12 protein-coding genes are annotated in these 12,158 nt (G+C 48.9%); 4 read left to right on the top strand and 8 right to left on the bottom strand.

The features are described 5' to 3' along the window. The 3 genes from LTAR_RS09215 to LTAR_RS09205 all read left to right on the top strand — a co-directional run bounded on the left by LTAR_RS09215 (nt 1) and on the right by LTAR_RS09205 (nt 2,469). Nucleotides 1-1,038 carry a quinone-dependent dihydroorotate dehydrogenase gene (locus LTAR_RS09215; RefSeq protein WP_062421932.1) on the top strand — a complete coding sequence of 346 codons (1,038 nt, stop codon included), beginning with the start codon at nt 1-3 and terminating at the stop codon, nt 1,036-1,038. Then, nucleotides 1,035-1,814 (top strand): M48 family metallopeptidase, encoded by a 780-nt coding sequence (locus LTAR_RS09210; protein WP_062421931.1) that lies wholly within the window; start codon nt 1,035-1,037, stop codon nt 1,812-1,814. Before LTAR_RS09215 ends, LTAR_RS09210 begins: the two co-directional genes overlap by 4 nt. Nucleotides 1,815-1,899: 85 nt before the next feature. Next, nucleotides 1,900-2,469: a hypothetical protein gene (locus LTAR_RS09205; RefSeq protein ID WP_062421930.1), complete on the top strand. Its 570-nt coding sequence runs from the start codon at nt 1,900-1,902 to the stop codon at nt 2,467-2,469. 63 nt (nt 2,470-2,532) lie between these two features. Here the strand turns inward: LTAR_RS09205 and LTAR_RS09200 are convergent, their stop codons facing one another. The 8 genes from LTAR_RS09200 to LTAR_RS09165 all read right to left on the bottom strand — a co-directional run bounded on the left by LTAR_RS09200 (nt 2,533) and on the right by LTAR_RS09165 (nt 9,807). Further along, nucleotides 2,533-3,288, bottom strand: coding sequence for an NBR1-Ig-like domain-containing protein (locus tag LTAR_RS09200; RefSeq protein WP_062421929.1), 756 nt, complete (start codon nt 3,286-3,288; stop codon nt 2,533-2,535). Between the two features lie 186 nt (nt 3,289-3,474). Continuing rightward, entirely contained in the window at nt 3,475-4,230 is a 756-nt protein-coding gene (locus LTAR_RS09195; RefSeq protein WP_062421927.1) for a dual OB domain-containing protein, read from the bottom strand. Between the two features lie 21 nt (nt 4,231-4,251). Next, nucleotides 4,252-4,689, bottom strand: a complete 438-nt coding sequence (locus LTAR_RS09190; RefSeq protein WP_062421926.1) for a DUF488 domain-containing protein — start codon at nt 4,687-4,689, stop codon at nt 4,252-4,254. A 2-nt stretch (nt 4,690-4,691) separates the two neighbouring features. After that, the gene (locus LTAR_RS09185) at nt 4,692-5,264 is read right to left on the bottom strand and encodes a DUF488 domain-containing protein (RefSeq protein ID WP_062421924.1); all 573 of its coding nucleotides are present in this window, start codon (nt 5,262-5,264) and stop codon (nt 4,692-4,694) included. A gap of 81 nt (nt 5,265-5,345) precedes the next feature. Next, the gene (locus LTAR_RS09180; RefSeq protein WP_062421922.1) at nt 5,346-6,587 is read right to left on the bottom strand and encodes a DUF3048 domain-containing protein; all 1,242 of its coding nucleotides are present in this window, start codon (nt 6,585-6,587) and stop codon (nt 5,346-5,348) included. Between the two features lie 117 nt (nt 6,588-6,704). Next, nucleotides 6,705-7,232, bottom strand: coding sequence for a GrpB family protein (locus LTAR_RS09175; RefSeq protein ID WP_062421921.1), 528 nt, complete (start codon nt 7,230-7,232; stop codon nt 6,705-6,707). A 13-nt stretch (nt 7,233-7,245) separates the two neighbouring features. After that, nucleotides 7,246-8,553 (bottom strand): DUF3048 domain-containing protein, encoded by a 1,308-nt coding sequence (locus LTAR_RS09170; RefSeq protein WP_062421920.1) that lies wholly within the window; start codon nt 8,551-8,553, stop codon nt 7,246-7,248. 231 nt (nt 8,554-8,784) lie between these two features. Continuing rightward, on the bottom strand, nt 8,785-9,807 hold the full coding sequence (locus tag LTAR_RS09165) for a DNA polymerase III subunit (RefSeq protein ID WP_062531886.1): 1,023 nt from the start codon (nt 9,805-9,807) through the stop codon (nt 8,785-8,787). Between the two features lie 43 nt (nt 9,808-9,850). On the opposite strand from LTAR_RS09165, the gene LTAR_RS09160 reads away from it, so the two are divergent. After that, complete coding sequence (locus LTAR_RS09160) at nt 9,851-12,103, top strand: ATP-dependent helicase (protein WP_062421917.1); 2,253 nt, start codon at nt 9,851-9,853, stop codon at nt 12,101-12,103. The last annotated feature ends 55 nt before the right edge of the window (nt 12,104-12,158 follow it).

Here is a 12,158-nt window from a genome sequence, read left to right as displayed (position 1 = left end):
ATGATGTATAAAACGTTTCGGCCTCTGATTTACTTACTCACACCGGAACAGGCTCACCACACGACCATCTATATGCTTTCTTTGGCCGGGTGGTTTCCGCCTGCCACGGCTCTGGTCCGCGCGATGTATCGGGCCAGGAAACAAGGCCCCGAAGTGGATTGTATGGGTCTGCGTTTTCCCAATCCGGTGGGAATGGCCGCCGGATATGACAAAGACGGTCTGGGCTGGCGCGGTCTGGCTGCCCTGGGCTTCGGTCACATCGAAGTAGGAACTGTAACCCCCAAAGCTCAACCGGGTAATCCGAAACCTCGGGTATTTCGTCTGGTGGAAGATGAAGCTGTCATCAATCGGATGGGTTTCCCCAACAACGGCGCTGACTTTCTGGCAAAGAAAATCGCCCGCGGACGGGGAAATGGCTTTGTCATGGGAGTGAATATTGGCAAGAATAAGGTAACCCCCAACGAAAAAGCCCTTGATGATTATCTTATCCTTATCCGAAAATTCTTCCCGCTGGCAGATTACCTGGCGATCAATGTCAGCTCACCCAACACTCCCGGTCTGCGCGAGTTGCAATCTCGCAAGGCGTTGACGGATCTTTTGGGTCCGTTGAGTGCTGAAGTCACCGCAGCCTGCGAAGCCACTGGCCGGAATGTCCCCCTGGTGGTGAAACTGGCCCCCGATTTGACCGATGAAGAGCTGGATGATGCCCTGGATGTTGTTACAAATACTGGAATTGACGGCGTGATCATCAGCAATACCACAGTAAAGCGGCCGAAACTGCATTCTCATATGGCGAATGAGATCGGTGGATTGAGCGGTAAACCATTGAAATCTCTGAATACCGAAATGATCCGTAAAGTGGTTGCCCGCACCGGCGGGAACTTGCCGGTGATCGCCAGCGGCGGAATCATCACCCCGCAGGATGCCCAGGAGAAAATTGATGCAGGGGCCTCGCTTGTTCAGGTCTACACTGGCCTTATCTACACCGGCCCTGAACTGGTGAAAGATATCCTGAATTTCGGATTGAAACTAAAATGAACCGGCCGGCTCGCTATCCCTCTGAAACACCCATCTTTCTGGCTACCCTGCTGGTGGTGGGCGGTGTGCTGGTGGTTACCACCGGACTGACTGTTTGTGTCATACCCGTCATTCTGGCAGTGCTTGTCATGTTCAGCTATCAGGCAAACCAGGATCACCACCGCACATTGATGCGCCAGGCCATCCGCGTTCCTGTCGACCACCCAACAGGTGAGAATGAAACGCTGGATAAACTGGGTGAAATGGTCAGGGAGTGTCGCTATACCCTGGGGTGCGAGCCGGTTGAGATGTTTATTGCGCCATCCCAGCAGGTGAATGCCTATACCTTCGGGTTGGATTCACCCAAAGTGATTGTTTTGTATGAGCCTATGCTGCAAATCATGGACGCCGATGAGTTGAAATTCGTCATCGGGCATGAGATGGGGCATATTGTATTCGGTCACACCTGGCTCAATACTCTGCTTGGCGGAATGGCAGGAATGCCGTCATCATTGGGTGCAGCCATCATCTTCACCTTTGCCTTCCGCTGGTGGAACCGGGCCTGTGAATACAGCGCTGACCGCGCCGGGCGGGCTGCCTGCGGCAGTACCCTCAAGAGTATTTCCGCCCTGGCTCAACTGGCTGTTGGCGATATCAATACCGCCGAAGGATTGAAACGTGCCCTGGCTGTTATTGAACGCGAAGACGATTCGCTGGAAAATGTGCTGGGTGAAGTGTTGAGTGACCATCCGATGATTGCCAAACGAATCAAAGCGCTGCAAGATTACCAAAGATAGTCTTAAGCTGGAAAATAAATAAGTAATGTATAATCCCAAAGAGTAATTATTTATTATGTAAATTTTTCAAATCAAAGGGGCAAAAATGAATCAAGATGGGGTTAATATTGCATTTGAGCTTATGCTGGATGAAATTCAACTAGTAATAGAACAATTAAATGATGAGGGTGCAAATTTTTTTAAGAATGGTGATTATTCTCAAGCAGGGAATCTCGGTAGTGTAGGAAAAGAATTAAGTACATTTCGTGAGAAACTTGAAAAACTGCGAGATGAATGGAATCGCGGATTTGATATTACAACAAGACAAAGAGTAAATAGTAAAAAAATTGAAAGACATATTCCACTTGCTAAAAAAAAGGGGAAAACAGGTTTACGAATCACTTTTTCAGACGGAACACAGATAAAAGAAAAAACCGCGGCTTTATCATTTGTAAATGCAATAAATAAAATCGGTGTTGAGCGTGTGAAGTCACTAAATTTTGTAGTAAATAAAATTCCATTAGTTTGTTTATACAAAGACAAGAGATATGGTCCTAGCCAGTATAGATTAGGTCAATATTATATAATTACTCACAGTAGTACACTCGAGAAAAAATCTATTCTTCAAGATATTTCAAAAAAAATTAATGAAAAAATTGAAATCGAAATAGTATAAAAAAAACGGGATAACACATATATGTTATCCCGAAGATTCTGCAAGCGTGTTTTTCTAACAATTTTATTTCGGTGTTTCTTGAGTAGTTTGTTGAGTAACTTCTGGTGCCGCTGTTGGGGCAACCGTGGGGGCGACTGTGGTCGCCGTGGCAGCCGGGATAGTAGCGGTGACTGTGGGTGTAGCTGCGCTGACAACAATTTTCACCCAGAATTTGGAATTGGATCCAAATCCGAATGTTTTTCCGCTCGGGTTTTTAATAGCCCAGTAACCCTGGTATGTTCCGACAGCATCCGGTGCCTTAAATGAAACAGAAAGATCAATAATCTTTCCCGGATCCACCGGAATGGGCATCCGGTATTCAGTGCCGGATGCACCCATCTGGTCACCCTCTACAAACACCAGTTTGTAATCTGTTGACCAGGTTGCCGTGCCGGTATTCATTATCCGCCAGGTTTTGGTAAAGGTTTTCCCGGGGGTGTAGGTGGTTCCATCTGGAACTGTTTCACTGGCCATAGCGGCACTGTCTGTTCCGGTGTTATTGTTGACAACCGCCGGTTTCTGGGTGGGTGCTGCCAGGGTGGGAATAACGGCGGCAGCCGCCTGTGTATTGGTGGGCTTCAGGGGAGCTGTGGTCGGTTTTTTAGCGGCGGCTGTCTGGGTGAGTATGGCGTTGACATTGGATTGAGCTGTCAACAACACCGATTGTGCCTGAGCGGCTTTGGTGGCTTCCTGCGATTCTTTTGACTCAGCCTTTCCACAGGCTGCCAGCAATAGACACAGGAGAATTAATCCCGCCAGAGTGCGTGTTTTGTGAATCATAGACATTTTCCTTTTTTTTCGATGGTTGTATCAACCAGTCAGTAAATATGGCTTTCTTAATGACGATCGTTTGCTTCAGTTTGTTCCGATTCTACTGTACCTTAAACATCAAATGTTGTGTAAGGTTCAAAAAGCAGTTTTGAATTGTACATCACCATTGGCAAACTGGAGAGAGTTTCCCCAATACTAACTCTCCGGTCGGAAATCAGCAAAACAACGTCCTTCCAGATAATCAGGAAATGTATAGACACCTGTGATCTGTAAAGCGCAGCAATGCGGATGTTTCTCCCATGTGGGTCTGGTCAGCCCGATTCGAAGGATGACATCGGCCGATTGGAAATATTCTGTCATATTAAAACTCAATACTTCGCACGAAATATTTCCCTTTGTATGGCGATGGTCAAAAAAATACCGGAATGAGAGATCTGTTACTTTTAATCGATAGTGATGCCCGGCTGCATCCTTAAAGTGGATTCGGTAATCCATACCATCACCAAAATCATTTTGACGATAAACCACATTCTCAATTCTTTTAGGAATTATCGTTCCCAAAGACCTGTTACCCTCACCCTCTTTGATATACCAGCCGAAATCATCATAAATATCGGCCCCAAATATGTCTGCAACAGAAGAGTCGATATAACGGGTCAATTGACTTTCCCTGATGTCTTCAGGCAATAATTCATGAAATATACGTGTCTCCGGATCAATCACCCAGTCTTCGGTATGGGGATTATTCGGAAAAGCCTTTTGAAGATCCAATTCAACACAGGCAAATGGACGGATAATGGCTTTCTCATCCTGATAAAGCCAGTCTTCTGGAATGCCACAATGTGGTAAAACCGGACGGATATTCCCTCCCCCTTTTTGAATTCCAGCCACGCAAACATGGCCATGCTGCATACGGGTTACATCGGTGATTAAGATGTGCGTCAGTGTCATAACCCCTCTTTGATGATGGTTTTATAAATGAATTATCTGTGTATCTCCCCAGGCATTCGCCAGAAGTTCCGCTGCCAGCCGCCTGTGGCATTTTTCCGGTGTGGGTTCACTGCATAGCAGGCAACAATTCTTTTCCATGAACAATGTCTTGTCTATTACGTCTGGCACTCCCCTCGACTTCATAAGTTCAAAAAAAGCCTGTTCATAGGCATCCCATGTGCCACCGCTTCGATAAGCCTTGAGAATCTCATCTGTGGGAGCCAATCGTGGAATTGGATGGTAATCACAATCAATCAATTCCCGTAGAAAATATTGAAGGTCACCCTGCTTGGTAAATCCGGCCAGTTGACCGTCAGGGTGCAAACGGATATCCACAACACAATTAACTCCAGCTTCTTTCAAAATGGAGAAGAATTCCTGTGCTGTCTTTTTCGTAAAACCGATGGTGAAAATTTTCATGCTCAGAATAATTGAAGTTGCATATCAGAGTTTTCTACTTTTTTATTTTTCTTCTCAGGTGTCCTGGCAAGCTGGTGGGCCTCCACGATAGTTCCATCGGCCCGAATATGTTTTACGTCGATTCCCAGACCAAGAAGATATTGCGCGATCAGGAAATGCCGATGGCAGGTGGATGGATCCTCTTCACTGCACATATATACTGTCCGCTGGGTGGATGCAACTTCAAGAAGGTCGTCAATCCCTTTCTTGAACCACTCACGCGTCATAATTTCAGGGTAATTTACCAGATGAAGGAAATCATGTGAGTCCTGTGGAACCACTCCGGCGAAATACACTGTTGGATCCGTAGGCCGTCCCCCCAGCTTCTTACCCATATGAATATAATGAATATCTTTGTTCTGTAAATAATACGACAGGTATTCGCGGTCAAAATGCGGGCAATGTTTGCTGTATGGTGTGGAGCGTACATCAACCAGTGTTTGAATATCATACTTTTTCAACAGTTCGGTAAACTGAGAAACCAGACTGTTGCCATGACCTATGGAATAGATTTCCATCCCTTGAAACCGTGTCATACATTAACTCGGATTTTTGTTCTGTTTAAACAGGGCTATTATGCCCCTTCAATCCTTTTTCTGCAAGAGATGACCTTGAATTTACTGTTTCGGTTCAATGGCCGGTTGATAAAACTCCACCGTCCAGTAACCTGACCCATCCTGGCGCGAACGCTTATGTTGCTGCCAGGCCAGGGTGGCATCCTTTATATCCGCCATATTCCAGGGGGTGGTTTCATATACCGGAGCGCCGACCGGAGTCAGATGCACCCAGGTTTGTCCCGGTTTGAATGGGAATGGATCCCCATTGGCATCTACAAATCGGATCGGCCGTACCATGCCGGTCTTTTTCTCATATTCATCGCTGCGTGTGGTCCAGAACAGGTCATACTTCTGGCCATCGCGGAATAAGACTGCCTTCCCTTTGTTCACATACATCAGATCGACATCCAGAAGGGTTTCGGCATAACGATGATGCTCAGCATACAAAATCACAATATTTTCGTATGACAACACATTCCCATTCAGCCGGTCGGTGGCCTGAATGAATGTCTTCCCATCGGCATCGTCCTGCCAGCGGGTATAGGCTCCCAGTGCCGGGTCATATTGCCACACAATTTGATTAAGCAGGGCATATGGATACCAGACTTGAGTTGCCGATTTGCCGCCCGTGGGTGGTTGGGGATCAAACCGCATTCCGCTCAACCCTTCGGCTGTGATTTTGATTTTTCCGCGGTATTTCTCGGCGATAGCCTGCAGGTCTGCCACCTTGATGGAACTGCCCGCCCCGCTGCTATCAGATCCAAAGATATTGGTGAAATCATTCAATTTTTCAGCCACTTTGGAATATGCAGATGCCATCACAAGAAAGCCATTGTATAACTTGCGGACACTCTCATATGGAAGACGGCCGGAGCGAATCGGGCCAATGGATGGATCGCCAATCTCTGGAGTGGGAGTGGCAGAAAACACATCGTCTTTGTCTTTGACGGCTGCTTCAGGATAACTGCCATAAAAAAGTGCCAGGTAACGGGACATGCCTTCGCCAATGAAGAGTTCGAATACCCAGGGGCTGAAGGACAGACCGGATTGCGGGCGTGCAGAAGGCGGGAATGTGGAAATGGAAACCATTGCCGGCGGAAGGAAGAGATTATCAGGATTTTCTTCCGGCCGACCGGTCAGGGGGTTCACACCTTGTGGATAATTGGTAGGACCGCTTGGTTCAACGGCAGCTATCTTTTGATCAGGCTCCGGTGTCGAAGCAGCCACCGGTGTGGTTGCAAACGGTACTGAACAAATCAGTAGAACCAGCAGAAGAATAAGGACTATTCCTGTCTTGCGCATAATTTCATCCTGAATAAAAACCAACACGACAAATCCATTGTACAGGATACCCTGGCAAATCCAATCTACAATCCTGTAATTTCTCTTTATGCTAATTTTAGGACATATTTGAGAATATTACGAAACTTGTTTTCTAAACCAGTCAATTGCGATTGGCTCCAGATGTTTGATCCAGCCATTCTTTTCATCCATATACCCATCGATGTTTCCAGGGTTGTGGGCAAAAGCAGCTCTTTTAACCGCCTCATATTCCTTGCGCTCAACATCATGGGCACACAGGTATAAACAAAAAGCCCGGTGTCGTTCGATATCCGGATGGCCTACAGGATAACAACGAATGTTATGCGTGCGATATCCATTTCGGTCTTTGGTAAAGAAACGCCTACCGGGCAGGCCATATTCACCCCAGGCTTTATATCCTTCTCTTTCTAAAAAAGGGGTCAATTCATCAACTTGCTCGATGGACGAAACAACGGGCTGAATATCGATTACCGGTTTGGCAGCCAATCCAGGGACGGACGTACTGCCGATATGATAGATGGCCGTCAGGTTTTCTTTGAGGTAACCTTTCAATCTGCTGGCTTCCCGTTCAAATTCCAAAGGCCAATCTGGAGAGTACTCGCTGAAGGTATAGGGTCTGGGCATGGTTACCGGATAATCATTGGTTGGGTTGCATGTTCTCGGGATGTACAAACCGTACAGCCCAGATACCCGAGCCTGGTTCTCTGTTGTTGACCAGCCGGTAATAATCATCTGTGTATTGGGTTTCATAGACTGGTGTTTCCTGTGTGACAATTTCCACCCAGGTTTGGCCCGGTTTCAACGGGAAAGGATCGCCGTTTTTGTCCAGAAAGCGCAGAGGACGGAGCCTGCCGGTGGTTTTCTCATACTCTTCGCCTTTTGTTGTCCAGTATCCTTCAAAAACCTGACCGTCACGAAAAAACAGCGCCCGTTCGCGGTTGGTATACAACAATGTCAAATCAATGAGGGTTTCACGATAAGCGATGTGGTTGACAAAAATCACAGCCACATTTTCAATTTCCAGAGGTTTTCCTGTCAAACTGTCTATCTGCTCGGTAAAATCCTTGCCATTTTCTTTGTCCTGCCAGCGATGGTATGTTCCGCTGTCCTTATCATAATGCCACCAGACCTGGTCTACATAAGCGTATGGCAGCCAGATGGTGTGACCGTCTTTGCCGCCTTCTGGTACAGTCGGATCGAATTTCAAGCCGATCGGATTGGGTTCGCCAAGTTCTTTCTGATAATTCTCTTTCAAGGCAGTAAGGTCATTAACCCGCAGTCGAGCGCCGTTGATATCATCCGGATGTTCTGTCTGCAGGTTGTGGAAGTAATTCAATTCCGGTGTGACCCAGACCGAGGCATACGCCATGACAATAAAGCCATTCAGTAGTTTTCGAATGTGTTCATAAGCCAGGCGTCCGGATCGGATGGGACCAATTTCGGGATTATCATTTTCAGGAGTTTTCGGTAAATCACCGTAGAAGATGGTCAGGAAACGGCTGTTCCCGGCGCCGATGAACATTTCATAGATCAACGGTGCGAAGGAGAGTCCGGCCTGCGGACGCGCAGTGACCGGAGAATTGCTGATGGACAGCAGTGCCGGTGGAAGTTTTAAGGTGGAGGGATCATTGACCGGCAATCCATTCAACGGGTTAATTCCCTCCGGATAGGTATCTGGTCCAACCGGGTATGAGACGACTGGAGCGGTTGCCGTGGGTGTAACGGCTTCCGTCGGGGTGTTTGTACTGACAGGTGTTTCCGTGGGTGTTGGAGGGATGGGGGTATTCTCGATGGAAGAGGAAGCAGCTGTAATTTCAACTCTGGTTTGAGTGGGTGAAACAGCCTGTTTTGTCTCTGGCAGGTTTTGCAGCAATAACACCACAGCAGCCGAAATGACGATCAACGGCAGAATAATGCGGATCAGGTTTAAATAAGCAGGTTTCATTATTTGCATTGTACCAAAAGCGAATATGTTTATATTGGCTGCCGTCGAAATACTTCCGCTGCCCGAGCCTGTCGAGGGCCAGGGCAGGGCTTCGACGAGCTCAGCCAGCGGGGCTTTGACCGGCTCGCCAACGGGGCTTCGACGAGTTCAGCCAGCGGGGCTTCGACGAGCTCAGCCAGCGGGGCTTCGACTGGCTCAACCATCGAACCAGACTTAGCCAGCGGACAAATCTTAAAGCTGGACTGTCGGCAGGTTCATCACCAGAGCTTCAATCAAAAGCTGAATATTGGCGCTTCCCAACCGGCTCGATGTGGTTTCTAACAAATTGATTTGTCTGGCGGCTTCGTTTTCATTCACTTTGCTGGCCAGTTGTTCAATCTGAGTGCGGTAATCCACATTGGCTATTTCATCCCCCAGACCGGTGACCTGCAACATGACATCCCGCCAGAGGCTTTGCCAGAAGATAAAACCTTCTCGCAGCCGCATACGGAGCAGGTCACGTTCCTCTTTGGTACTATTGCGTATCTTGACCTGTTTTTCCACAAAATCAAACCGCTGCGCCAGGGTTTCAGGTAACAATCCCAGAAGATGGTCCATCCATTGTTTGCGATTGGAATTTAAATTACTGTCACTGTTCAAACGAATGGCAATTCCCGGCCGGCCGCCGCTGATACGTGCCAGCGACAGTGCATCGGGAGCCGGAATTGCCTGTCTTTGTGTCAGGTCACTGGCCAGGTGTTCCACCGAAAGCGGGCGCAGCCGCAGAAGTTCACAACGTGAGACAATGGTGGGCAGCAAATTTTCCGCCGTATCCGCCGTTAATAATAAGATTGATTTTCCCGGAGCTTCCTCTAACGTTTTCAACAGGGCATTCTGGGCGTTTTCATTAGCCTCCTGAAAACGCAGCAGCACGGCCACTCGGCGGTCTGCTTCGAACGGCGTAAGCGAAAGGGTGTGCTGCAATTCCCGCACGGCATCCACCTTCATCTCGCCGCCGATCGTTTCTGCCTGCAGTATCGTCAGATCAGAAAATTGTTGAAGTACCGTTTGTTTGCAGGGCCGGCATTCTCCGCAAAATTCACCTGGCGCCGGTGGTTGGGTACATAAAAGCGCCTGGGCGAACTTCAACGCCAGTGTTCGCTTTCCCACGCCGGCCGGTCCGGTAAACAGATAGGCATGTCTGACTCTGCCGCTGCGAATATGTTCGCTCAGCAGGTGAACAGCCCATTCGTGTCCCATAATTTCCCATGACATAGATTGAAATTCTACTCGATTCCTGGGGTACAATCACCCCGCTATGATACCCAATCCTGATTTCCTTTCCGGTTTAAATCCTCAGCAAAAACAGGCGGTCACCGCCCCACCCGGCCACATTCTGGTTCTGGCCGGACCCGGTTCGGGTAAGACCCGCGTTCTCACTCATCGTATTGCTTATCTGATTACCCAGTATCACCTGCCGCCATCCAATATTCTGGCAGTCACCTTCACCAACAAAGCCGCCCGTGTGATGGAAAGCCGGTTAGAAGATCTGCTGGGAGAAAAACCGCAGGGTATCTGGCTGGGTACTTTCCACGCCATCTGCGCCCGTATTTTGCGGCGCGAAGCAGAGAACCTTCCGTTCTCTTCTAATTTTGTTATTTATGATGAAGATGACCAGCAAAGCCTTGTGAAGACAGCTCTTCGAGAATTGAATATCGATGAAAAGATGTTCAAACCGGCCAGCATCCGCAGCGTCATCTCAACGGCCAAGAATAATATGCAAACTCCCGATGACCTTACTTCACGGAATTATCGTGAAGAGGTCAATCTGCGGGTTTACCGCCGGTATCAGGAATTACTGCGAGTTAACAATGCACTTGACTTTGATGACCTTCTAAATGAAGTGGTCAACCTGTTGACTCAGAATCAGGCCGTGCGCGACCGGTACAGCCGCCGGTTCGGCGAGATTCTTGTTGATGAATTTCAGGATACCAACACCGCCCAGTACCAGATTTTACGCTCACTGGCTGTTGGCAATGCCAGTATGTTCGTGGTGGGCGATGAAGACCAATCCATTTACCGCTGGCGTGGAGCAGATTACCGAAACGTGCAGTCATTTGAACGCGATTTTCCCGATTGCCAGAAAATTCTGCTGGAACAAAATTACCGTTCCACGCAAACGGTTCTGGATGCTGCCCGAGCCATCATCGATCACAACATCAACCGCACCCCCAAACGGCTTTTCTCTGATAATGGCAAAGGTGAAGCCATCACCCTGTTTGAATCGGCTGATGACAAACTGGAAGCCGATTACGTGGCTGATACCATCCGGCAGAATTTAAAAGCAAAAAAATGGAAAGGCAGTCAGGTGGCGGTAATGTACCGTACCAACGCCCAATCCCGCCTGCTGGAAGAAGCCTTTCTGCGAGCCAACCTGCCCTACCGGTTGGTGGGTGCCCAGCGTTTTTACGGCCGGCGTGAAGTCAAAGACATCATCGCCTACCTTCGGCTGATCTATAACCCCAGTGATGAGGTCAGCCTGACACGGGTCATCAATGTGCCGCCACGTGGCATTGGCGATAAGACAGTGACCACATTGCAGCAGCGCGCCCATGAGATGAACATCTCTGCCGGAGAAGTTCTGGCAGACCTCGGCAAACTCGGACAGCAATCCGCCCACTTTGCTTCATTCAGCGGTCGCAGTGCTCTCAGTCTGGCCGATTTCGGTTCGAATTTGAACACCTGGCGGGAGGCCAGCTCCAAAGGGATGCCCCTAACCCGCCTGTTCTTCCAGATTCTGGAAGATACCGCCTACCAGGAATATATTGACGATACCACCGAGGAAGGCCACCAGCGTTGGGAAAACGTTCTCGAGCTTGGCAAGATCGCAGCAGAATTTGAAGATCGCGGCCTGGACGAATTTCTTGAGCGGCTGGCTCTGGTATCTGACCAGGACACACTGGCGGAAGATGTGGAAGCTCCCACGTTGTTGACTCTGCATGCCGCCAAAGGGTTGGAATTCCCCATCGTGTTCATTACCGGTCTGGATGACGGCCTGCTGCCGCACAGCCGGTCGCTGGATGACCCCGAAGAAATGGCCGAGGAACGTCGTCTGTTGTATGTGGGCATTACCCGTGCAAAAGACCGCGTTTACCTCACCCGCGCTGATCGCCGCAGTACGTACGGCGGATATGACAACTCCGCGCCGTCTCGTTTTCTCAAAGATATTCCTGCCAAACTTTTGCTCCAGCAGGGAGCAGTCTCTTCAAGCCGAGGCGGTTTTTCCTCTTCTTACTCCTCTCCGAGGGAACGCCGGACGGAAAGTTACGCCAACTGGACCACACCGTCGCCGACATACGGCTCTTTCAAACCCACTCCCCGGCAGGCCAAACCGGCCGTCGAACAGCGTTTTCCGGCCAATTGCCGGGTGAAGCATGAGGTCTGGGGGGAAGGTCTGGTGGTTAAGAGCGTTCTGGAAGACGGTGATGAAACCGTGGATGTATTCTTTGACACAGTAGGGTTCAAACGGCTGGCCGCGTCACTGGCGAAATTGGAGATTATCAAGAAATAAGACCTTCTTTTTAGAGGAGGTGAAAGAAGATCGCATCACTGACGCGATCTTTGGT

The sequence above is a fragment of the Leptolinea tardivitalis genome (assembly GCF_001050275.1).
Classification (GTDB): domain Bacteria; phylum Chloroflexota; class Anaerolineae; order Anaerolineales; family Anaerolineaceae; genus Leptolinea; species Leptolinea tardivitalis.
This window is presented reverse-complemented; position numbering and strand designations above follow the sequence as displayed.